The following is a 21,980-nucleotide window of genomic DNA, read 5'->3' on the forward strand; positions in this document are numbered from 1 at the left end:
AAATAACATTAACAACTCAATTAATTATAAAAAAATAAGCTCAGCGTTAAAATTAACGCTGAGCTTATTCATCTAAAATATTACTTTCTTGTTGCCTTAGTTATTAATTATCCATGAAAAATAATATAGTTTACCAATTTGTCCTGTTCCTGGAGCAACAAAGTATTCTTTACCAAACAAGTTAGTTCCACCTATTTTAAATTTAGATTTTATTGATGGTATTCTATAATTTAATTGTGCATCTATAGCTGTTCTAGCATCTACTTGACCTTTTACAAAAGTTGAAACCCATCTAAATTCGTCTTGCCATCTTGCATTTACATTAAATCCAAAATTTTTAAAAAGCTTCTCATTTCCAAATTGAGCTTTTACAGTGTGCTTAGGTGTATTAAAATTTGGCTCAAATAACCCATAATCTAAATCTTCTTTCATTTCATAATGTGCAAAATTATAGTTGAAACCTAAACTATAATTTTTAAACATTTTTGTTTGTACGCCTAAACCTAAACCGTATGAATGTACTTCTGATTTAGCATTTGTAATTAAATTAAACTCACTTACATTTGGATTATCAAATATTGCAGTAGTTGCATCAGCATCTAATTGTGCTGTTGCTATAACTTTACCTACATTAGGAACTGTTAAATCCTGATAAAACACAAAATCGTTATGAAAACTATAATAAGTATTAAAATCTAAATATAAATTTGATCCTGCAACATTTAAAAGCCCTCTATAACCTAACTCAAAAGTTTTAACTTGTTCTGCTACTATTTCTTCATACTCAGATTTAACTAAAAAATTTCCTGTCTCATTAATATAGTCTCTGTCATAAATAGATCTTGTTAATAACGCGTTATTAATTAAATCATCTCCCGTTACAGCTGTTGTAGTTCCATCTATTCTTCTTAAATTATCAGAAACAGAACCAACAGTAGTTTTTCTTGCTGAAGGAGCAAACATGTACTGTTCTTGAATTGTTGGATTTCTAAATCCCGTCTGAAAAGAAGCTCTTACAATTTGATCATTACTTTCTCCTAATGCATAATTAAGCGCAACTCTTGGTGAATAATTGGCTTTAAAATTTTCAGATTTATCATAACGAATAGACCCTGTAAACTTTAATTTATCATCTAAAAATTTCTTTTGAATTTGCGTGTAAAAACCATATTCTTCAATACTAATTTCTTCTACAGCATCATTAAAAATAGTTCCTTTAGAATCTGGATTGTAATTTCTATAAGACCCTCCTACTTGAACGTCAGCCCAGTCATCTAATAAACTTTTAAGGTTGTAATTACCATCTAAGTGAGAATAATAACTTCTGTCATAAATCTTACTTCCTCCTTCTGTTACCAATGTTGAAGTAATTAAATCAAAACTATCATTAAATTCTTGTGTACCTGGATTTAATCTATATTGGTCTGCAAATTCTCTAGCTGATGCTAATGAACCTCCTTGAAATAAATTTATCGCATAAAAATCTCCCCACGAGAAATTATACCCAGAAGGGAAAAAAGATGAAGGAGGTAAAACAGGCAGATTAAAATCTGCAAATCTATTTAATGCTTGAGCTGTTCTTGTTAAATCATAAGTATCTCCGGCATCATTACGAGTGTAATACCCTCTAACAAAAAAGTTATCTCCTTTTACTTCTAACTTAGATTGACCTATATAATAATTACGTTGTGCGAATCTTGATGATACTCCTTGAAACATATTATCTCCCTTAGCCAATCTTGTTGCTAAAATAACCTCTAATGATTCATCTTTAAAAGGACGGTAATGTAAAGATGTTGAGAACTTCAAATTCTTAGATTTATAATCTCTTAGTAACTCTCTTTCGGTATACCCTTTTCTGCTTATCTGCGTTCCTACAGGAAATCTACCTGTGTTTTCAGCATTTGGATCTAATGCGTTAAAAGGTAAATAACCAAAATCTACCAATATTAATGTTGAACGAGATAAATCTGCAAAATCTTCATCTCCGTATGTATTTACACCATCATAATCTAAACTTCCAATCTCATCTGGACTTCCATCAAATAGTTCGCCACTATCTATCTTCTTATTTCTAGAATCTGTAGCATGCCATTCTTCAGCCTCGTAGTATGAGAAATTTACCTTAGCAGCAAAGGCGTCACTAAACTTGTAAGCCATACGCACTGTAGCGTCATAAAAAGGATTGTTTCCTGCTGCTTTCTGATTAGTAGTTCCACTTTTTAATAAGAAACTTATTCCTGAATAATCAAAAGGGTTCTTCGTACTCATTAGCATAATACCATTATAAGCATTTGCACCATATAATGCTGAAGATGCTCCTGGTAATACCTCTACACTTTTAATATCTAGCTCTGAAATACCTGATAAGTTCCCTGCACTAAAGTTTAAAGCAGGTGCTGCGGTATCCATACCATCAACTAATTGCACGAATCTTGAGTTACCAAAATCTGCGAAACCTCTTGTGTTTACAGATTTGTATCCATAACTAATTTCTCTAGCATCTACTCCTTTTAAATTGGCTAAACCATCATAAAAAGAATTTGAACTGCTCTTTTTTATATCTGTTAAACCTAATCGTTCAATTGTAACCGGAGATTCTATAATTCTCTCTGGTACTCTTGACGCAGATATAACTACTTGATCTAATAAAAGATTTTCTTTAAGAACTACATTAACACTATTTTCTGATGTAACCACAATAGTCTCTGTTCTATAACCAAAGGCAGAAACATTTATTGTTTGAGGAAACTTACCATCTAATAAAATTGTAAACACACCCTCTTCATCTGATGTTGTACCTTTATTACCTACTACAATTTCGGCACCGTAAAATGGCTCTAAATACTCATCATATACTATTCCTTTTATTTTTACTTGTGAATACATTGTTGCAATGCATAAAGTAAAAACAATAATCATTAATTGTTTTTTTAACATTTTTTAAATTATTATAAAGTTTTGAAAAATTATTCTTCTAATGAAAAGTTTATAGGAAAACCATATTTAACAGATACTGTTTTTCCATTGTTTTTTGCTGGTTTGAAATTAGGTAATTCAAACACAACTCTTTTTGCTTCTTCGTTTAATATCTCACCGTTATTAGGACCAATAGCTTTTACGTTTCTTACATAACCGTTTTTGTCGATTATAAAACGAACCCAAACCTCTCCTTGTATTTGGCTTCTAATTGCTTCACTAGGATAAACAAAATACTTGTTAATATGTTTAATCATCTCTGCATTAAAGCAATCTAACTCCTCACTTTTTTTAGCATTTAAGCATCCTTTAAATGTAGGAATATTATCTACGTAATAAAGTTTTGACGCTTTCATAACCTCTTCCTTCGATAACTTCTCTTTTAAGCTATTAATACTTTTTTTCAGAGTATAAATATCTTTTTGACCATTATTCTTATTGATACTTTCTGAAACATTTACCGCTATTTTATCAGTTTCTATTATTTCAGTTGGCTCAACAGGAACATTAGCCATTGCTTCATTTTCTAGTAATTTTACTGGCTTTACAATTTGTGCTACTTTTACAACCTTTCTTTTCTTTAAAAATCGTCTGTTTGCTGATATTTTAACTTTTATCTGCCTATTTTTCTTTTTATTTGAATCTTTAACAGGCTCAATAGAACATTTTGTTACAGATATACTATTCATATCTATAGAAGATTCATCTGGGGTTAAACAGACCTCTTTTTGCCCATAGAAGTTTAAAATAGTGAACATAAACACTATAAGGGAAAATTGTTTTTTCATTTTTTTATATGTAATGTTAATTCATTTATTAAGGGGGTGCAAATGTACATATAAATAAATTCATAAAAAACAAAATAAACTACTGATAATTAACTACTTAAAAAGTAAGTCTGTTTTAAAAAACCTATTTACCTCCTAACATTAAAAGTTCTATTACCACAACTTCGGTTACATAACGTTTTTCGCCTGCTGAAGTTTCATAAGATCTTGATGTTAGTTTACCTTCAACCATTATTTCTCTTCCTTTGGTTAAATACTTTTCTACAATCTCTGCTGTTTTATTCCAAGCAACTAAGTTGTGCCATTGTGTATCAGTGATTTTTTCTCCTGCAGCGTTTTTATAAGTTTCATTAGTTGCTATTGATAGTTTTGCTACTTTTTTCCCGCTTTCTAAAGTAATAATTTCTGGGTCATTACCTAAGTTTCCTATTAACTGCACTTTGTTTCTTAACGTATTCATAAGATAAGTTTTAAATGATTATTATTTGTCAATTCGTTTTGACATTGCAAAGATGAAACACCGTGCTAATTAAAAACGGTTAGTAATAATTTGTTTTCGTTTGTAAATGAATGTAAATGTTTAATTAAATTTAATACCTTTGTATATCAAATACTTAGCTCATGAGATTTCATTTAGAAACTGATCGATTAATTTTAAGAGAAATTCGAAAAACAGATATTAACGGAATGTTCGAATTAGATTCTGATGAAAAAGTACATGAATATTTAGGCAAAAAACCCATAAATACAATTTTACAAGCCGAAGAGAATATTCAGTTTATTCATCAACAATATAAAGAATTAGGCATCGGGCGATTTGCTTGTATTAAAAAAGAAACTGGAGAGTTTATTGGTTGGTCTGGCTTAAAATTGAATACAGGTACAAAAGAAGCGTTAAACGGTTATCAAGATTTTGTGGATATCGGTTATCGTTTTATTCCGCGTTTTTGGGGAAAAGGGTATGCTTCTGAAACTGCTTTTGCTTCTTTAGAATTCGGATTTAAAAAAATGAATTATGATATTATTTACGGTGCTGCAGACACTAATAATATTGGTTCAAATAAAATTTTAAACAAAATCGGATTGCAATTTGTAAATCAATTTAATTACAAAGAAGTAAAAGTAAACTGGTACGAACTTAAAAAAGCAAACTATGGAAAGTAAAAAATGTTTAGAATGCAACGAAAAAGTAATTGGGAGAATTGATAAAAAGTTCTGCTCAGATTATTGCCGAAACTCCTACAATAACAAAGTAAATAAAGACAGTAAAAACCTTATTAGAAACACCAATAATCGCTTACGTAAAAACTATAAAATTCTTACAGATTTAAATATTTCAGGTAAAACAAAAATTAGCAGACGCAAGCTGTTTGATAAGGGTTTCAACTTTAAATTTATTACATCATTATATATTACTAAAACAAATAATACTTATTTTTATGTGTATGACCAAGGTTATTTAGAATTAGAAAATGAAATCTATTTATTAGTTAGGCAAGATTAATTCTTATTTAACCTAATTCTTAAAAGGTGCCTTTTCTCATCTGTAAATAAACTTCTTCCATGCAATGCTGTTTTATTATTTATAAAGATTAAATCTCCCTCTTCAAGGCAAAAATTAATTATTTTTGAATTATTTAAAATTATCTTTTTCAATTCGGTATAGGCTATAATCTGTTCTTTTGTACATAAACTATTATCATAATGTATTGCTTTTTCAAAAGTATCAATTCTAAACCTAATTTCATTAGTTCTTAGAATTGGCCCAAAATTAAATTCATGCTTATTAGATTCTTTTTTCTTAAACACATTAGGTACAACAAAAGGGAATTCTGTCTCTCTTAATATTTTCTCAAGTTCTTTACCTCTTTTTAATACTCTTAAATCATTTAAAATGTCTTTCAATTTTAAAATACTAGAAATACCTCCACCACAATTTGCTTTTTTTAAAGTCAATAAACTAAAATAATCTTCAGGATATTCGCTATACTGACTATCTGTATGTAATTCGGCTTCATGAGAATGTTCAGAATATGTTTTTATGAAATTTTTTGATGTTGTATTCGATTTTATATCCCAAATTAATTTATTATTTACATCATGACCTATAGGTGTTCCTATTTGTCTAGAAATTTCTAAAAAATTTTTTTTAATTATTTCTATATTCTCTGAATCATTAAAATTTTTAATGATAACAAAACCTGTTGAATTTAAGGCTACTAAAATAGTTTTAAATAATTCACTATCATTTTTTTTATAATCCTTATAATCTAAAGTTTCCATGTTTTGTTGTATCGTAATTTCCATATTAAGGCTTTTACACTTTTTTTATTATAAAAAACATTTTTACATATTTTAAAAAAAGAAATATTACTTTTTTTTGAATAAGCTAGGCTTTGAAAAAAATAGTTACTTTTTATTATTTTATTATTTCTTATTTCTTTAAAAAAATAAGAGATAAACATTTCTGCTAAACTTTGGTTAATAGGACCTAAATCCCAATTTCTTTCTTCATAAAACTTTAACAAGTAAAATTTAGCCGCAAATATTGCTTTCTTGTTGTCTTTAAAATTACTACCACTAAATATTCCTCCTTTATGAACTCTATATATTGACGGTTTTATTTCATGAATATATCTGGCTTTACCAAAATTTGCTAATTTACCTCTTAAAATAAAATCTCCCGTAATAATATTTATCATGTTTTCTTCAAAAAGTTTAACTTTATTATTTCTATATAATAAAGTTAAAGTAGGTACATATGTATTTAATATTTCTTCTTTCTCTATACTTACTGACTCTTTAAACCGCACTAGATATTCTTTTTTAAACTTATCCTGTCTTTGGTTATAAATCTTTGCATTATGAAAACATAACACATAATCTTCATTATTTTCTAAAAATTTAACCCTCTTTTGTAAAGATAACTTGTCTGTCCAATAATCATCTCCTTCAATAATAGATATGTATTTAGATTTTATACAATAGTTAGCATATGTATTATTAAATGTACCTGTTGCTCTACCATCTATTAAAATATTATTCTTTCTAGAGTTTAATAATAGCTTTATTTTATTCGGGTATTTATCTGCATACTTTTTACATATTTCTCTAGTGCCATCATTAGAATCATCTTCTGCAATTAAAATTTCGAAATCAAAATTTGTAACCTGCATTAAAATAGAATCTAGACACTGAGCAATAAAGTTTACATGATTATAAGTAACTACTTTTACCGTAACAATAGGCTTTTTATCTTTTCTGTTATTAGAATACTCTTCTACAGCTACTTTTAAATATTTATTTTTAAACTCTTTGAAATTCATTTTTATACACTAAAAATTATTGGAAATAAATCTGAATCTCTATAGTTTGGTTTCCCTAGTTTGTCTTTGCTACATATTTTATCATAACCAATAACAATTAATTCACCTTTGTCATTATAAACTTCTTGATACCTATTTTCTTTATCTTGTAAATGAATAGCTAAAGCCATTCTATTTTTATTACTTGTATTAGGAAAACTACAATGTATTGTATGACTATTATGAAAACTAACATGTCCTTTTTTTAAGGTCATCATTTTTTTTAAATAATTAGGTTTCTTATTTTTTAAATAATTCTCAAACTTAAATAAATTTTGGTCATGAAAAGAATAAAATGATTTAAGTTCTTTTTCATCTTTCCAGAGGTGACTTTTTGAAATATAAGTTAATGCCCCCATATTTTCATTGCAGTCTTGTAAAGGTATCCATGCTGTAAGCATTTTGTTTGATGTACAGGTTGGCCAATAAGCCTTATCTGAATGCCAACCAACAACACCTCTACTATTAGGTTTTTCGGGTAATTTATTTACTAAAGAATCTGCAAATAAACGAACTTCGGTTGTTCTTGCCAAAGCTGAGGCAATTGCACCTATCATAGGATAAAAACCTAAAGTTTGTAGCTCTTTTTTTTGAAGTGTAACAAATTCATTATTTCTTATAGCAGAACAAATATCTATTTGATCATTTGCAATTCCATTATTACTTTTAAAATTAAAATCTATTTTTCCTTGATAGAAATCATTTGCTCCTTTTATAGCATTATCCAATAATATGTCTGGTATTATTTTATTACTAATATACCAACCGTTTTGTTCATAAAAAAGAATATCATTTTGTGTTGGTAACATACTTTTTTGATGTTCAGACAAGTCACTTAAATTAAATTTAAAGCTCATAATTATTAATTTATGTAATTTTTTATTGTTGCTAAATCTAATCCCGTATTATTTGCTCTTATTAAAGAACAAGCTTTTCTGTGATCTACTTTATTTGTAACTGGGTGAGATGAGGTTCTAAAATCTCCCATTCCAAAATAATTATCATCAAAATATAAAAGAGTACCTGTTACAAAATCTTCAAATTTCTCTCCTTTTATTTCGCCTTTAATTTTTTTTTGAGGTATCCATTCTTGCAATACCATATCTTTCTTTTCTGCTTCAGAGAAAAGATTTTTCCATTCTTTATCTTCTGTAACTATACCTGCATAAATTTTTTGACTTTTGCCTAATGCTCTATGCTTTAAAATCCATTTATCTTTTTCATTTTTTGCTTTTTCCCATACTTCAATATTTTCTAAAGAGGTATAAGTCGGTATGTGAAAATCTTTAAATAAAATAATTTCTTCTTTTGTTAAAACAGTTTCTTGAAGCTCTTTTTTTCCTAATACAGAAAAAAATCTTTTATCGTGAATTAAAAAAATAGTTCTAAAATCATTAATAATATTAAGAGGCATTAATTTTTCTAAAGTTTGTATAGAAAATGATGTTATTTCATCAAAAGACAACTCACTAATTATTAAACTATTTTGCATAGAATCTATAAAATTTCCCACTTCTTTATAGCTAATATCTATAGCTTTATAATTCATTCGTGTAAAAATATCTTTATAAATTTTAGATTCATTTTTTAAGTCTTTTCCTTTTAAGATATATACAGACTCTATGTCTTTTAAATACCTTTCTAAATGATTATTAATGGGTTCATATAAATTTTGAATTTCCAGAAATTTCATTTCTCTTTGGTGGTAATCTAATGATAATCTATTCATTAATCCGGATAAAAAAACTCCATTTAAAGCAAATCTACAAGTAATTTCTATCAACTTTACTTGGTTATTTTTATCATAAACAAAATCGGTTCTATAAGTACCTACATTATATTTTTTTCTATTAAATATTTCTATTATTTTCTCTGTTTTTTCACTTACAGGCATTAAATGTTTATATTTTTTATAACAACTTACAAATTCGTTTATAAGTTTATACATTATTTTTTGAACCTTAATAAGCTTATCATTATGGCTTTTGCTTATAATAATAGGTTCTTCAAATACCCATTGTTTGTAATACTCTTTTCTTTCCTTTACAAAAGTTTCTACAGATTCTTGTATATTCATTCTAAATTACAGCAATTTGTATTCTCTAATTAATTTTTTAGTTTTTTCAACTCCATTATGCATCAAAACATCAATTATTGACAATCCCTGAAAAAAAGACTCTCCAAACTGTTTAAAAAAATGCTTTTGAGTTTCTACAAATAATAGTTCTATCCCTTTATTCTCAAAATATGCTTTGTCATAAAGTTCTGTTCCTCCTATTGGGTTTATATAAGAATTACAATTGTATTTATTACAAAGTTTTATAATTCTTTCAGATTTTACATTTTCTTTATTTATTTTATCTTGTATTAATAAGTCAATCTCAACATCTTTATTCTTAATATTATCAAATTCAATTTTTGTTTCAATTTTTAATAAATTACAGACATTTACAATTATTTTTGAATTATAGGAATGTAAATTACTATCTAAAGTATTTATTATTTCTTCTAAAAAAGGATAGGTTTCATTAAAATATAATGCCTTTTTGTAATTAAAATAAATAAGGTTTAATAATTTTTTTTTCCACTTACCATCTTCATTAATTTCTATTTCATTAATTAATTTATTCGAACTTTTTCCTTTTACTGGTACATTTATATAAAAAGGTGTTTTTTTTCCTTTATCTAAAATTCTATTTCTCGTTATCCAAGACTTTTTTCTAAACGAAACATTTTCATATAAAACAAAAACATCTACAGCTTGTATTAACTGAAAATAACCTATGTATGGGAAAAAGTAGGATTGCATTACACCTAATTTCATTATTTACTTTCTTTAATTATTTTAATAAATTTAAAAATAGTTGTCTTATTTCAAAAAAATACTTTTTGTTTAGAAAAAATGATAAAACAAAATACATTATACTAAAAAACAATATAATAATAATAATTAATAACAAATTATGAAAATCTTTAAGTAAAATCATTAAAAAAAAACTTAAGAAACTAACAACAAGACCTATTAAAATTATTGGCAACATGTCTTTTAATTGATCAAATGTTTTATAATTAATTAATCTACCACTATAAAATGTGTTAACAAAAAGACCTAAAAAAGATGTAATTACAATTGCTATTAATAAGCCATAAATTCCAAATAAAATTCCACAAAATATTGAAATAATTACCATGAAAATCTTCACAATCTCTAATTTTAAAAATAAATCTGTTCTATCATATACCTTGAAAATATTTATATTAAATGAATGTATAGGAATTAACATTCCAGAAAGAACTAAAATTTGAAAATAAGGAACTGCAGGTAACCACTTATCTGAAAGTAAAACTATAAATAATGGTTTCGCAATTACCATTAAACAAAACATAATTGGACAAATAATAAAGAAAACGCATCTTAGTATTGACTTATAAGTTTTTGCTGTTTTTTCTTTATCGTCTTGCATTTTTGATAACAATGGATATGTTACTTTCGATATCATAGAAGATATTAAATTAACAGGGTAATTTCTTAATATTTTAGCTTGGCTATAAAAACCTAAAGTATTTATTGAAAACCTCTTTCCTATTAAAAATGAATATACTTCTTTCATTATAGAATCTAAAAGAGATGAGATCATTAGTTTATACCCAAACAGGAAATGTTTCTTTAATTTTTTATACGATATTTTCATCTCTATCTGCCAATCAGAATTACTCCAATAAACAATAGATTTAATTAATAAAGTACTTAATTGCATCCAAACTAAACTCCAAATTCCATAGCCTAAATATGCTAAAAATAAGCCAATAATAGAACCTAATATTGTTGCTAAAAGATTATTTAATGTAATTTTTTTTAAATTCATTTGCTTTATTAGTACACTTTGCTGAATACTAAAAAAAGCAGATAATATTAAACTTAAACTATAAACCCTTATTAAGCTTGTAAGTAATGTATTCTCGAAATAATTAGCCAAATACGGTGCTAATAAATATAATAATGGGTATATAAAAAAGCTAAGTAGTAAATTTCCAAAAAAAACAGATGTATAATCTGTTTTATCTGCTTTATTATCCCTAATAATAGAATTCCCCATTCCTCCTTCAGTAATTGCAGATCCAATGCTAATAAAAATAGAGAGAACTCCTATTAAACCAAAATCTTCAGGAGTAAGTAATCGTGCTAATACTAATATTACAAAAAAAGAAAAACCTCTTAAAAAAACAACATCTATAAAAGCCCAAATTAGACTTTTTTTTATTTCTTTTAAGTACATTTTCTACTTAGTTATTTTTGAAACCACTTTTTTTAAAATATCACAAACAACAATAACATCTTCAGTTTTTAAATCATAAAAAAGAGGAAGACAAAGAACCCTTTTTGCCACACTATTAACTACTGGTAAATCCCTTTCTTTACCTACATAATTTAATGATTTAGAAAGAGATGGGTAAAAATATCTTCTAGGATAAATTTCATTAACATTTAACTCCTTAATACTATTTAATAAAGTAATTTCATCCTTAAAAATAATTGGGTAATATGAATAATTTTTACTCGTATTTTTAATTCTCTTTTGCTTTATAAATTCCTCTCCTTTTAGTAACTCATCATACAGTTCAGACAACAGCTTTCTTTTATTTCTGATTTTTTCTTGATACTTTAAATTTACAACTCCCATACCTGCATGGAACTCAGAATTTTTAGCATTTATTCCTAAATTAGAAAAAGTAGTTTCATCTTTAAATCCAAAATTTCTCATTGACTTAAGTTTTTGAAACAATAAGTCATTTTTTGTTACCAAAAAACCTCCTTCGATAGTATGGAAAGTTTTAGTTGCATGTGTACTACAAATACTTATATCTCCAAAATTAAAAATTGAACTACCTTTTACATTCACATCAAATGCATGTGCACCGTCATAAATTACTTTTAAATTGTGTTTTTTAGCTATTTCGGCGATAGCATATACATCACATGGCGAACCAAAAACATGAGTAGCTAAAATAGCAGTAGTTTTATTCGTAATTGATGCTTCAATTTTATGAGGATCTATATTTAAAGTATCTTTATCTATATCCACAAATATTGGAGTACAATTTCCCCAAACAATTGTAGATGTTGTTGCTACAAAAGAAAATGGTGTAGTTATTACTTCGCCTTTTAAATTTAAAGACTTTATTGCTAATTGTAATGCTGTTGTTCCATTATTAACAAATAAAACATCTTTGAGTTTTAAAAAATCACTTAGATCCTTTTCCAATTTTAAAACTAAAGGTCCATTATTTGTTAATCTCTTTTTTTTCCAAATCAGTGATACAATCCTGTTATATTCATTTTCAGGCGGAAGAAAGGGGCTGTTTATAGGGATCAGAAAATCTTATATTTTATAATTGATACAAATATAGCATTTACTTAAATAAAAAACACATTACATTTATGTATCATTTTAATCTTATTGCTTTTTATTTGTTAACTAATTTTAAAATAACATAATAAAAAATTAAGTTCGTAACTGATTAATCACCCTTATATATATTTTCATAAATTTCATGCACCACTCATCCGCGATACTTTACTTAACAAATAAATTGCTTATTTTTATTGAACATAAAACTCACTATGAAATCATCAAATAATTTTCTTGCTGTTATAATTTTACTTCTAACCGTTTATTGGAGTTATAGTGACATATCACCTATAATTACAACTGCAGATGAAGAATTAAAAACAACCGATTTCTCGACAACCAACGCTCTTTATCATTTAAAAAACATATCTCAAAAAACACATCACACAGGTTCTCCCGAACACAAAGTAGTACAAGATTATATTGTAAACGAACTTCATAAATTAGGGTTAAAAACTGAAATTCAGCAAAAAACAGTAATTAATAAAAAGTGGAGAGCAAGTACAACTCCCCAAAATATTATTAGCAAAATTAAAGGTACCGAAAACGGAAAATCGTTGTTACTTTTAACACATTACGATTCAAATCCACATTCTTCTATAGGTGCCAGCGATGCTGGATCTGGAGTTGTAACAATTTTAGAAGGGCTTCGGGCTTTTTTAGCTAAAAACAAGCAACCTAAAAATGATATTATTATTCTTTTTTCTGATGCTGAAGAATTAGGATTACTCGGTGCTCAGGCTTTTGTAGAAAACCATTCTCTTGCAAAAAATATTGGATTGGTTTTAAATTTTGAAGCCAGAGGAAGTGGTGGTGCTAGTTATATGCTGATGGAAACAAACGGTAAGAATAAAAAAATATTAACCGAATTTTTAAACTCTAACCCCAATTATCCAGCTGCAAATTCTTTAATGTACAGCATCTATAAAAAATTACCAAACGATACCGATTTAACAGTTTTTAGAGAAAACGGAAACATAAACGGCTTTAATTTTGCCTTTATTGATGATCATTTCGATTATCATACCGCACAAGATTCATACGAAAGACTCGATAGAGAAACATTACAGCATCAAGCAGAATACTTTACAACATCCTTAAATTACTTTTCGAATTCTGATTTAACAAATACCAATAGTGATGAAGATTACATATATGTAAATTTTCCTTTTACAAAACTTTTAACGTATCCGTTTTCTTGGGTTTTACCAATGTTTATATTCGCTTTATTAATTTTTATAGCTTTAATTTTCTTCGGATTAAAAAAAGAAAAAATAACTATTAACGGGTTATTAAAAGGTTTTATTCCCTATACCATAGCATTAATTCTATGTATTGGTTTATCACACGGATTATGGTTATTAATTTTAATGATACATCCCGAATATGTCGATATGTTACATGGTTTTACCTATAACGGATATCAATATATAATGGCATTTGTATGTTTAAATAGTTGGATTTTGTTTAAAATATATAACACCTGTAAACAAGCTAAAACTACCGATTTATTTATCGCTCCGATTTTCATCGGGCTTGTTTTAAATTATTTAATAACACAATATTTACCAGGCGCAGGATTTTTTATCATTCCTATTTATACTTCTTTATTAATGTTAGCTATTTTAATTTTCTTAAATGTTAGCAACAGAACAAGTGCTACCTTATTTGCCATTATAGCAATACCTACAACATATATAATTGCACCGATGTTACAGTTATTTCCTGTTGCTTTAGGTTTAAAAATACTATTTGTATCTGCTTTTTTATTGGTATTAATATTCGGATTTATTTTACCTGTTTTTCATCAACAAAAAAAGAAAAACAACTGGCAAAAAATTACAGGATTAGCAACTATTTTTCTCTTCGGACTAGCAACTTTTAACAGCGGGTTTTCAATTGATAATAAAAAACCCAACAGTATTGTTTTTATACAAAACTCTGATACCGATACTTCTTATTGGGCTACTTATAACAAAACCTTAGATGGATTTACAAAACAAGTTTTTAAAGATGATTTTACAGAAGGAAGCTTGCCTTCTATAAAAGGTAAAAGCAAATACAATACCAACTTTAGTTTTCATAAAAAAACAGCAAACAAAAACTTTAGCACTTCTATTATTACCATAAACGAAGATGTTGTTGTTGGTAATGAAAGAAAATTAAGTTTTACGATAACGCCTACTAGAAAAATAAATAGATACGAGTTTAACAACAATGAGACTATTGGTATAAAAAACTTGGAAGTAAATGGTGCTTTTTATGATAATGGAAAAGAGTTTATTGCTGATCAAGGCACTCTTTTAATTTATCAAATGGCAAATTCAGATAAAAATGTTACAATGTCTTTTACAATTGATAAAAACGTAAAACCTAACATAACATTAAATGAAATATCATACGATTTGTTATCTAATAAAAAAATGAATTTAAAGCCGCGAAGCGAAATTATGATGCCAATGCCATTTATAATAAATGATGCTATTATTGTTTCTAAAAAATTAACGTTTTAAAACAAAAAGCGCTCAACTAAAATTAGTTAAGCGCTTTTTTATAGATTTAATAATCTACTAATCTATATGAGAAACGCGCAAAGTGTTTACCATTCCTTTTGCTTTTACAGGCATAGATGATAAGTTAATCATAAAATCACCAGTTTTTACAAACCCTTTTTCTTTACATATTTCATTAATATCTTCCAAAGTATCGTCAGTACTTAATTCACGATCGTAATAATAAGCTCTAACACCCCACAAAAGGTTTAACTTACCTAATATTCTTTTCTCTGAAGAAAAGGCTAATACGTGTGATTTTGGTCTCCAAGCAGAAACCTGAAAAGCGGTATATCCACTATTTGTTAAGGTAGTAATTGCTGCTGCATTAATATCATCAGCCATTAAAGCCGCATGATGACAAACCGATTTTGTAATAAATCTTTTTGTACGAATATGTGGTGCTTCTTGTGGCACTTTAATTAAATCAGAAAACTCAACACTTCCAATAATTTCTGTCATCTTTTTAATAACACGTATTGGGTATTTTCCTACAGATGTTTCTCCAGAAAGCATTACGGCATCTGCTCCATCCATAATTGAATTTGCAACATCATTTACCTCTGCTCTTGTTGGCACCGCGTTTTCAATCATCGTTTCCATCATTTGCGTTGCAATAATTACAGGAATTCTTGCTTGCTTAGCTCTTCTTACCAACATTTTTTGAATTAACGGCACATCTTGCATAGGCACTTCTACACCTAAATCTCCACGAGCTACCATTAATCCATCACAATACGGAATTAAAGCATCTATGTTTTCAACAGCTTCTGGTTTTTCAATTTTTGCAATTACTGGAACTCTGTATCTTGATTTCTGCTTAATTAAATCGCGTAACATTCTTAAATCCTCAGGGTTTCTAACAAATGATAATGCAATCCAATCAACTTCTTGCTCTAAAGCAAAAACAGCATCTTTTTTATCTTTTTCTGTTAATGCTGGTAATGATATATTGGTATTTGGTAAATTAACTCCTTTTTTAGATTTTAAAGCACCACCTACAATAACCTTGGTAATTACCTCTGTATTTTTATCTGTAGAAACTACTTCGAATAATAATTTACCATCGTCTACTAAAATTTGCTCTCCTGCTTTTACATCTTTCGGAAAACGCTGATAGGTCATAAAAGCTTTTTCTTTGGTCCCTATACACTCTTCTGTTGTAAAAGTAAAAGTATCTCCTGCTTTTAATTCTATTCCATCATTCATTATTCCTACTCTAAGCTTAGGCCCTTGTAAGTCTGCTAAAATAGCCACATTATAACCTCTCTCATCATTAATTTCTCGTATTTGTCGAATACGTTCTTTTACATCATCGTAATCGGCATGAGAAAAATTAACTCTAAAAACATTTACTCCAGAGGCTGCCATTTCAGCTAAAATTTCTTTTGTATTTGTTGCAGGTCCTAGGGTTGCTACAATTTTTGTTTTTTTGTTGTGTGGCATCGTTTAAAATATTAAAAAATCTTTCGACTTTAGGGATTCTACTTCTACTTTATAAGAAGTAATAATTTGTGGTATTTTATTTATCATATCAATTGTTTTCACAATATATGCTAAATCAAAATCTCCTTCTATTTTTAAAAAGAAATCAACTTTTTTTTTCTCAGGAACAAGGTGCGTTATTGAGTCGCTCTCAGAAAAAAGACTTGTTGCTGTTGTTTTTTGGGTTGACTTATAAACATTGGCGATTAAAAACCAATCGTAATCAAACTCTATATTTGTATATTCATATACCGAATAAAAAGATTGCCTATTTTTTTGAGTGAAATCTAAATCATAATTCGCTTTACTAAAACTTGTATGTAAATATTTATTTAGTAAATACGCTAATTTATACTCATTAAGTACCGTATGAATGCCTATTAATGCATAATCACTTGTACAAAACTCGTTAATATTCAATGTATAAGTAGCCATAAAAACAACTATTTGCTTTTGGCTAAATTACTGAATGTATCTAAAATATAGTGTGAAATTAACGAAAACGTTTTCGCGCTAATGTTAAGAATTTTCCATTTGACTTTGCATTGCAAAATATACTCTTTTTGCAGCAATTTCTTCGGCTTTCTTTTTAGAGGTAGCTCTTCCTTTACCTATAATGTTTCCATCAATACTAACGCGTACACTGAAATGTCTTTTACTTTGGTTTCCAGAATCTTCGTATGATTCGAATTTATACTTTTTCTTATTCTTTTGGCACCATTCAATAACAAATCCTTTATAGCTAGATATTTTACCTTCTAACCTTTCAATATCTACATAAGGCAATACTACTTGATCGTAAATAAATTGATTACAATAATTATACCCTCTATCTAAATAAATAGCACCAATTAGTGCCTCAAATATATTACCGTAAATATTATTACTAATATTAGCTGGCGGAATGTTACTTTTTACAAAACGAAGTAATTCTAAATCTTTACCTAAAGTATTTAAATGTGCTCTACTTACAACTTTAGATCGCATTTGAGTTAAATACCCTTCATCTCCTTCCGGAACTTTTTTATAAAGATAAGAAGCCATTACCGATCCTAAAATAGCATCGCCTAAAAATTCTAATCGTTCGTAATTAATAGGATATCCTTTTTCGTCTACTAATTTTAATGACCTATGTGTAAATGCTTTCTTGTAATGAGAAAGTGTTATTGGCTTAAAATTGAGCAGTTCTTTTAATTCGTAGTAAAAATTTTCATCCTCTTTATTTTGTGGCTTAACTATTCTACGAAGAAAGTTCATAAGAAATTAATCTAATTTTCTAAATACTACACAAGCATTATGACCACCAAAACCAAACGTGTTACTCATTGCTACTTTAACCTCTCTCTTTTGAGGCTTGTTTAACGTTAAGTTTAAATCTGGATTGATATTTTCATCAACATTCACATGATTAATTGTTGGAGGAATAATTCCGTGTTCCATCGCTAATATAGAAGCAATCGACTCTACGGCTCCAGCAGCACCAAGTAAGTGCCCTGTCATAGATTTTGTTGAGTTAATGTTAATGTTTTTAGCGTGTTCACCAAAAACTTCAGATATCGCTTTTAATTCAGCAACATCTCCTAAGGGTGTAGAAGTACCATGTGTATTAATATGGTCTACATCTTCTGGTTTTAAACCTGCATTTTCAAGACAGTTTTTCATTACAGCGATTACACCAATTCCATCAGGATGTGGTGCTGTCATATGGTAAGCGTCAGATGACATTCCTCCACCAATAACTTCTGCATAAATTTTTGCTCCACGTGCCATAGCATGTTCGTACTCTTCTAATACAAGCGCTCCTGCTCCTTCTCCTAAAACAAAACCATCACGTTCGCCATCAAAAGGTTTTGAGGCTGATTTATAGTTTTCATTATTTGTAGAAAGTGCGTGCATTGCATTAAAACCTCCAACACCTGCGTATGTAATAGCAGCTTCACTACCACCTGTTACAATAACATCACAGTGTCCGAGTCTTATGTAATTTAATGCATCAATCATTGCATTTGCTGACGATGCACATGCAGATACCGTTGTATAATTAGGCCCCATAAATCCATTTTTAATAGAAATATGACCCGGTGCGATATCAGCAATCATTTTAGGAATAAAAAATGGGTTAAATCTTGGTGTACCGTCTCCAGCACCAAACTCCATAGCTTCATTTTGAAAAGTTTCTAAACCTCCAATACCAGCTCCCCAAATTACACCTACTCTAAACTTGTTAACTTCGTCTAGGTTTAGTTTTGAATCTACTATTGCTTCATCAGAAGCTACCATAGCATATTGCGTAAACCTATCCATTTTACGCGCATCTTTTCTATTGATGAAATTTGTCGCGTCAAAGTTTTTTAACTCACATGCAAAACGAGTTTTGAACTTGGCAGCATCGAAATACGTTATAGGCGCAGCTCCGCTAACTCCGTTAACTAAGCTCTCCCAATACTCTTCTATATTGTTTCCTATTGGCGTTAATGCGCCAAGTCCAGTTACTACAACTCGTTTTAATTGCATATAAATATTATTTTTTAGCTTCTTCGATATAGCTTACTGCTTGACCTACTGTACCAATGTTTTCTGCTTGATCGTCTGGAATTTGGATATCAAATTCTTTTTCGAATTCCATGATTAATTCAACAGTATCTAAAGAATCTGCTCCTAAATCATTTGTGAAGCTTGCTTCGTTTGTTACTTCATTATCGTCTACTCCTAATTTATCTACGATAATCGCTTTTACTCTTGATGCTATGTCTGACATAATTTGTTTGTTTTAAAATTTAAAATCGAGGCAAAAGTACGAATCTTAACTATTAATTCTAACTTTTGCTCAAAAATGTGTGGTCTAATATAAAAAAAATATTGAATATTTTGCTACAAACACCACCGTTGTTAATAATTATTCTTTTTTTTGTAGTAACAAAATACTTCTATTTATCATGAAACGTATCGTAATTTTTGCTTCTGGTTCTGGTTCTAATGCCGAAAATATTATAAAACACTTTCAAAATTCTAATATTGCTACTGTTACTCACGTGTTGTCTAACAATGAACATGCCAAGGTTTTTGAAAGATGTGAACGTTTAAATATAGATGTCACTTTATTTGATAAAGAAAATTTTGAAAAAGAAGATACTGTTTTAAATTTTTTACATGTTGAAGCTGACATAATTATACTTGCTGGTTTTTTATGGCGCATACCTGCTAAGATAGTTGCTGCTTTTCCTAATAAAATAATTAATATTCACCCTGCATTATTACCAAAATACGGTGGAAAAGGAATGTATGGCATGAATGTTCATAAAGCTGTAAAAGAAAACAATGAAACAGAAACAGGTATTACAATTCACTATGTAAACGAGAATTATGACGAAGGTGCTATTGTTTCTCAAGCAAAAACTGCACTTACAAATACCGATACTGCTGCTGATATTGCAAGTAAAATTAACCTATTAGAACAAGAGCATTTTCCTAAAGTTATAGAAAATATAATTTTAAAAAATGTCTAAAAAGAAGAAATATTACGTTGTTTGGAGAGGTAAAAAAACAGGCGTTTTCACCTCTTGGGATGTTTGTAAAAAACAAATTACAGGTTTTGAAAACGCTCAATACAAAGCTTTCGTAGACAAAAACGCTGCTGAAACTGCTTTCACAAAAAGTTATAATGACTACATAGGTAAAGACACTAAAAAAGTAGTTTTATCTGCGGAAGAAAAAGCAAAATGCGGAATTCCTAATTTAGAAAGTATTTCTGTAGATGCTGCTTGTGCTGGGAATCCTGGAGTAATGGAATATCGAGGAGTTTTAACAAAAAGTAAAAAAGAAATATTTAAAATGGGACCTTATAAAAAAGGAACCAATAATATTGGTGAGTTTTTGGCTTTGGTGCACGGAATTGCGCTTTTAAAGAATAAAAAAATGGATAACTATCCTATTTATTCAGATTCTAGAACAGCAATGAGTTGGGTTAAAAAAAAACAATGTAGAACTAACGTAACTTTTGACGCCAGTAATAAAGAAATTTTAGATTTAATAAAACGTGCCGAAAAATGGCTTAAAGAAAACACCTTTACAAACCCAATATTAAAATGGGAAACGAAGGCTTGGGGAGAGATTCCTGCTGATTTTGGTAGAAAATAAAATAACCGAGTAAAAAACTCGGTTATTTATATAAATCAATAAACTATTTAATACTATTTAACAGCCATTTTTGTTTCTTCTCTCCAAGTTTGAACACTCGCTATAACATTATTTGAGTAATCAATTTCTTTTAAACCATCTTCTTTCCACATAAACCACTTCCCTACTTTTTTACCGGCATTGTAGTGTGCAATTGTTTTTTTATTTCCACTGGCATCAAAAGACGTCCAAGTTCCTGATAATTTTTTATCTTTAAAAAACCCTTGCTCTTTTACCTTACCATCTTTATAAAAATAAGTTGCTTTTACTAAGTCACCTGACTTTTCAAATTTTGGTTCTGTATCTTGAGCTTGTAATAATGATACTGATAAAATACAAGCTGCTATTATTAATTTTTTCATATCTAAATTTTTATAATTAACACTTATAATCCAAATATATAAAAAATATTTACATATTCCAAACATTTAGATAACATTAATTTAACATTGCAACTGTTTAAATATTGTTAATAGATTGATTTAAATATTATTATATTTACAATGTATTAATCATTAAAAAAAATATTATGGCTATTATGAAAGTTATTGAGGTATTATCTAATTCTGAAAAAAGTTGGGAAGACGCTACAAAAAAAGCAGTAAAGCAAGCTTCTAAATCTGTAAAAAACATTAAATCTGTATTTGTACAATCACAGAGTGCTGTTGTAAATGAAGATGAAGTTACCGAATTTAGAGTAAACTTAAAGATTACTTTTGAGGTAAAGTAATTACATCATAATTAACTACTATTAAAGCGGTTTTGCAAAAACAAAGCCGCTTTTTTATTTTTAAATTCCTATTATAAAATAGCTAAAAACCAGTATTAAACCAATTTTAATCTTTAATCATTTATGAATATACTACTGCCTTTTTTCATTGGATTAGTTGCACTAATTCACATTTACATACTAATATTAGAAATGGTACTATGGACAAAGCCAAAAGGAATTAAAACATTTGGTTTAAAAAGTAAAGAATTTGCTGAAGAAACAAAAGTACTCGCAGCAAATCAGGGTTTGTATAATGGTTTTTTAGCTGCTGGTTTAATTTGGGCTATATGCTCACAAAAAACAGATGTCGCCATTTTCTTTTTAACTTGTGTTTTTATAGCAGGCCTTTATGGTTCTTATTCTACAAGAAAACCTAAAATTTTTATTATTCAATCTGTACCTGCTTTAATTGGTATTGTCTTGTTGATGCTGTAAATTGCAGTCAAATAAAA

At 28.2% G+C, this 21,980-nt stretch carries 23 protein-coding genes; 7 read left to right on the forward strand and 16 right to left on the reverse strand.

Going from position 1 to position 21,980, the window contains the following annotated elements; genetic code table 11:
* Positions 1 to 96 precede the first annotated feature (96 nt).
* The 3 genes from AC28QF_RS07105 to AC28QF_RS07115 form a co-directional block, all read right to left on the reverse strand.
* Positions 97 to 2,940, reverse strand: a complete 2,844-nt coding sequence (locus AC28QF_RS07105) for a TonB-dependent receptor (protein WP_488200976.1) — start codon at positions 2,938 to 2,940, stop codon at positions 97 to 99.
* A gap of 29 nt (positions 2,941 to 2,969) precedes the next feature.
* Positions 2,970 to 3,767 (reverse strand): energy transducer TonB, encoded by a 798-nt coding sequence (locus tag AC28QF_RS07110; protein WP_488200975.1) that lies wholly within the window; start codon positions 3,765 to 3,767, stop codon positions 2,970 to 2,972.
* A 124-nt stretch (positions 3,768 to 3,891) separates the two neighbouring features.
* Positions 3,892 to 4,227, reverse strand: a complete 336-nt coding sequence (locus AC28QF_RS07115) for a single-stranded DNA-binding protein (RefSeq protein ID WP_488200974.1) — start codon at positions 4,225 to 4,227, stop codon at positions 3,892 to 3,894.
* Positions 4,228 to 4,388: 161 nt separating this feature from the next.
* Here AC28QF_RS07115 and AC28QF_RS07120 point away from each other — a divergent pair, with 161 nt between their 5' ends.
* Positions 4,389 to 4,931, forward strand: coding sequence for a GNAT family N-acetyltransferase (locus tag AC28QF_RS07120; protein WP_488200973.1), 543 nt, complete (start codon positions 4,389 to 4,391; stop codon positions 4,929 to 4,931).
* Positions 4,921 to 5,271 (forward strand): hypothetical protein, encoded by a 351-nt coding sequence (locus AC28QF_RS07125; RefSeq protein ID WP_488200972.1) that lies wholly within the window; start codon positions 4,921 to 4,923, stop codon positions 5,269 to 5,271. Before AC28QF_RS07120 ends, AC28QF_RS07125 begins: the two co-directional genes overlap by 11 nt.
* On the opposite strand, the gene AC28QF_RS07130 is transcribed toward AC28QF_RS07125, so the two are convergent.
* The 7 genes from AC28QF_RS07130 to AC28QF_RS07160 are packed head-to-tail and all read right to left on the reverse strand — an operon-like array spanning position 5,268 to position 12,507.
* Complete coding sequence (locus AC28QF_RS07130) at positions 5,268 to 6,074, reverse strand: TauD/TfdA family dioxygenase (protein ID WP_488200971.1); 807 nt, start codon at positions 6,072 to 6,074, stop codon at positions 5,268 to 5,270. The two genes, AC28QF_RS07125 and AC28QF_RS07130, sit on opposite strands and share 4 nt — an antisense overlap.
* A complete protein-coding gene (locus tag AC28QF_RS07135; RefSeq protein WP_488200970.1) occupies positions 6,038 to 7,093 on the reverse strand; it encodes a glycosyltransferase in 1,056 nt (351 codons plus the stop codon). The genes AC28QF_RS07130 and AC28QF_RS07135 overlap by 37 nt, the downstream gene beginning before the upstream one ends.
* Before the next feature lie 2 nt (positions 7,094 to 7,095).
* Entirely contained in the window at positions 7,096 to 7,989 is an 894-nt protein-coding gene (locus tag AC28QF_RS07140; protein WP_488200969.1) for a phytanoyl-CoA dioxygenase family protein, read from the reverse strand.
* Between the two features lie 5 nt (positions 7,990 to 7,994).
* Positions 7,995 to 9,209, reverse strand: coding sequence for a hypothetical protein (locus tag AC28QF_RS07145; RefSeq protein ID WP_488200968.1), 1,215 nt, complete (start codon positions 9,207 to 9,209; stop codon positions 7,995 to 7,997).
* Positions 9,210 to 9,215: 6 nt separating this feature from the next.
* On the reverse strand, positions 9,216 to 9,956 hold the full coding sequence (locus AC28QF_RS07150) for a WbqC family protein (RefSeq protein ID WP_488200967.1): 741 nt from the start codon (positions 9,954 to 9,956) through the stop codon (positions 9,216 to 9,218).
* A 16-nt stretch (positions 9,957 to 9,972) separates the two neighbouring features.
* A complete protein-coding gene (locus tag AC28QF_RS07155; RefSeq protein ID WP_488200966.1) occupies positions 9,973 to 11,409 on the reverse strand; it encodes a lipopolysaccharide biosynthesis protein in 1,437 nt (478 codons plus the stop codon).
* A 3-nt stretch (positions 11,410 to 11,412) separates the two neighbouring features.
* Positions 11,413 to 12,507: a DegT/DnrJ/EryC1/StrS family aminotransferase gene (locus tag AC28QF_RS07160; protein ID WP_488201234.1), complete on the reverse strand. Its 1,095-nt coding sequence runs from the start codon at positions 12,505 to 12,507 to the stop codon at positions 11,413 to 11,415.
* Between the two features lie 248 nt (positions 12,508 to 12,755).
* Between AC28QF_RS07160 and AC28QF_RS07165 the strand changes: the two genes are divergently transcribed.
* On the forward strand, positions 12,756 to 15,056 hold the full coding sequence (locus AC28QF_RS07165) for a M20/M25/M40 family metallo-hydrolase (RefSeq protein ID WP_488200965.1): 2,301 nt from the start codon (positions 12,756 to 12,758) through the stop codon (positions 15,054 to 15,056).
* Positions 15,057 to 15,113: 57 nt separating this feature from the next.
* On the opposite strand, the gene pyk is transcribed toward AC28QF_RS07165, so the two are convergent.
* The 5 genes from pyk to AC28QF_RS07190 form a co-directional block, all read right to left on the reverse strand.
* Positions 15,114 to 16,541, reverse strand: a complete 1,428-nt coding sequence (pyk, locus tag AC28QF_RS07170; protein WP_488200964.1) for a pyruvate kinase — start codon at positions 16,539 to 16,541, stop codon at positions 15,114 to 15,116.
* Between the two features lie 3 nt (positions 16,542 to 16,544).
* Complete coding sequence (locus AC28QF_RS07175) at positions 16,545 to 17,015, reverse strand: IPExxxVDY family protein (protein WP_488200963.1); 471 nt, start codon at positions 17,013 to 17,015, stop codon at positions 16,545 to 16,547.
* Between the two features lie 84 nt (positions 17,016 to 17,099).
* Positions 17,100 to 17,837, reverse strand: a complete 738-nt coding sequence (rnc, locus tag AC28QF_RS07180) for a ribonuclease III (protein ID WP_488200962.1) — start codon at positions 17,835 to 17,837, stop codon at positions 17,100 to 17,102.
* Positions 17,838 to 17,843: 6 nt separating this feature from the next.
* Complete coding sequence (gene fabF / locus AC28QF_RS07185) at positions 17,844 to 19,094, reverse strand: beta-ketoacyl-ACP synthase II (protein WP_488200961.1); 1,251 nt, start codon at positions 19,092 to 19,094, stop codon at positions 17,844 to 17,846.
* A 7-nt stretch (positions 19,095 to 19,101) separates the two neighbouring features.
* On the reverse strand, positions 19,102 to 19,338 hold the full coding sequence (locus AC28QF_RS07190; protein WP_068702406.1) for an acyl carrier protein: 237 nt from the start codon (positions 19,336 to 19,338) through the stop codon (positions 19,102 to 19,104).
* Positions 19,339 to 19,516: 178 nt separating this feature from the next.
* On the opposite strand from AC28QF_RS07190, the gene purN reads away from it, so the two are divergent.
* Both purN and AC28QF_RS07200 read left to right on the forward strand, forming a co-directional pair.
* The gene (gene purN, locus AC28QF_RS07195; protein WP_488200960.1) at positions 19,517 to 20,086 is read left to right on the forward strand and encodes a phosphoribosylglycinamide formyltransferase; all 570 of its coding nucleotides are present in this window, start codon (positions 19,517 to 19,519) and stop codon (positions 20,084 to 20,086) included.
* Positions 20,079 to 20,717, forward strand: coding sequence for a ribonuclease H1 domain-containing protein (locus AC28QF_RS07200; RefSeq protein WP_488200959.1), 639 nt, complete (start codon positions 20,079 to 20,081; stop codon positions 20,715 to 20,717). Before purN ends, AC28QF_RS07200 begins: the two co-directional genes overlap by 8 nt.
* Before the next feature lie 53 nt (positions 20,718 to 20,770).
* Here the strand turns inward: AC28QF_RS07200 and AC28QF_RS07205 are convergent, their stop codons facing one another.
* Entirely contained in the window at positions 20,771 to 21,118 is a 348-nt protein-coding gene (locus tag AC28QF_RS07205) for a toxin-antitoxin system YwqK family antitoxin (protein WP_488200958.1), read from the reverse strand.
* 167 nt (positions 21,119 to 21,285) lie between these two features.
* On the opposite strand from AC28QF_RS07205, the gene AC28QF_RS07210 reads away from it, so the two are divergent.
* Positions 21,286 to 21,486, forward strand: coding sequence for a dodecin family protein (locus tag AC28QF_RS07210; protein WP_028887387.1), 201 nt, complete (start codon positions 21,286 to 21,288; stop codon positions 21,484 to 21,486).
* A gap of 123 nt (positions 21,487 to 21,609) precedes the next feature.
* The gene (locus tag AC28QF_RS07215; RefSeq protein ID WP_488200957.1) at positions 21,610 to 21,963 is read left to right on the forward strand and encodes a DUF1304 domain-containing protein; all 354 of its coding nucleotides are present in this window, start codon (positions 21,610 to 21,612) and stop codon (positions 21,961 to 21,963) included.
* Positions 21,964 to 21,980 lie beyond the last annotated feature (17 nt).

It is taken from the genome of Tenacibaculum sp. M1.3A (assembly GCF_057732375.1).

Bases quoted from the DNA above. Each gene is read 5' to 3' on its own strand.
- AC28QF_RS07105 (WP_488200976.1), bottom strand. From the start codon at position 2,940: ATGTTAAAAAAACAATTAATGATTATTGTTTTTACTTTATGCATTGCA.
- AC28QF_RS07110 (WP_488200975.1), bottom strand. From the start codon at position 3,767: ATGAAAAAACAATTTTCCCTTATAGTGTTTATGTTCACTATTTTAAAC.
- AC28QF_RS07115 (WP_488200974.1), bottom strand. From the start codon at position 4,227: ATGAATACGTTAAGAAACAAAGTGCAGTTAATAGGAAACTTAGGTAAT.
- AC28QF_RS07120 (WP_488200973.1), top strand. From the start codon at position 4,389: ATGAGATTTCATTTAGAAACTGATCGATTAATTTTAAGAGAAATTCGA.
- AC28QF_RS07125 (WP_488200972.1), top strand. From the start codon at position 4,921: ATGGAAAGTAAAAAATGTTTAGAATGCAACGAAAAAGTAATTGGGAGA.
- AC28QF_RS07130 (WP_488200971.1), bottom strand. From the start codon at position 6,074: ATGGAAATTACGATACAACAAAACATGGAAACTTTAGATTATAAGGAT.
- AC28QF_RS07135 (WP_488200970.1), bottom strand. From the start codon at position 7,093: ATGAATTTCAAAGAGTTTAAAAATAAATATTTAAAAGTAGCTGTAGAA.
- AC28QF_RS07140 (WP_488200969.1), bottom strand. From the start codon at position 7,989: ATGAGCTTTAAATTTAATTTAAGTGACTTGTCTGAACATCAAAAAAGT.
- AC28QF_RS07145 (WP_488200968.1), bottom strand. From the start codon at position 9,209: ATGAATATACAAGAATCTGTAGAAACTTTTGTAAAGGAAAGAAAAGAG.
- AC28QF_RS07150 (WP_488200967.1), bottom strand. From the start codon at position 9,956: ATGAAATTAGGTGTAATGCAATCCTACTTTTTCCCATACATAGGTTAT.
- AC28QF_RS07155 (WP_488200966.1), bottom strand. From the start codon at position 11,409: ATGTACTTAAAAGAAATAAAAAAAAGTCTAATTTGGGCTTTTATAGAT.
- AC28QF_RS07165 (WP_488200965.1), top strand. From the start codon at position 12,756: ATGAAATCATCAAATAATTTTCTTGCTGTTATAATTTTACTTCTAACC.
- pyk (WP_488200964.1), bottom strand. From the start codon at position 16,541: ATGCCACACAACAAAAAAACAAAAATTGTAGCAACCCTAGGACCTGCA.
- AC28QF_RS07175 (WP_488200963.1), bottom strand. From the start codon at position 17,015: ATGGCTACTTATACATTGAATATTAACGAGTTTTGTACAAGTGATTAT.
- rnc (WP_488200962.1), bottom strand. From the start codon at position 17,837: ATGAACTTTCTTCGTAGAATAGTTAAGCCACAAAATAAAGAGGATGAA.
- fabF (WP_488200961.1), bottom strand. From the start codon at position 19,094: ATGCAATTAAAACGAGTTGTAGTAACTGGACTTGGCGCATTAACGCCA.
- AC28QF_RS07190 (WP_068702406.1), bottom strand. From the start codon at position 19,338: ATGTCAGACATAGCATCAAGAGTAAAAGCGATTATCGTAGATAAATTA.
- purN (WP_488200960.1), top strand. From the start codon at position 19,517: ATGAAACGTATCGTAATTTTTGCTTCTGGTTCTGGTTCTAATGCCGAA.
- AC28QF_RS07200 (WP_488200959.1), top strand. From the start codon at position 20,079: ATGTCTAAAAAGAAGAAATATTACGTTGTTTGGAGAGGTAAAAAAACA.
- AC28QF_RS07205 (WP_488200958.1), bottom strand. From the start codon at position 21,118: ATGAAAAAATTAATAATAGCAGCTTGTATTTTATCAGTATCATTATTA.
- AC28QF_RS07210 (WP_028887387.1), top strand. From the start codon at position 21,286: ATGGCTATTATGAAAGTTATTGAGGTATTATCTAATTCTGAAAAAAGT.
- AC28QF_RS07215 (WP_488200957.1), top strand. From the start codon at position 21,610: ATGAATATACTACTGCCTTTTTTCATTGGATTAGTTGCACTAATTCAC.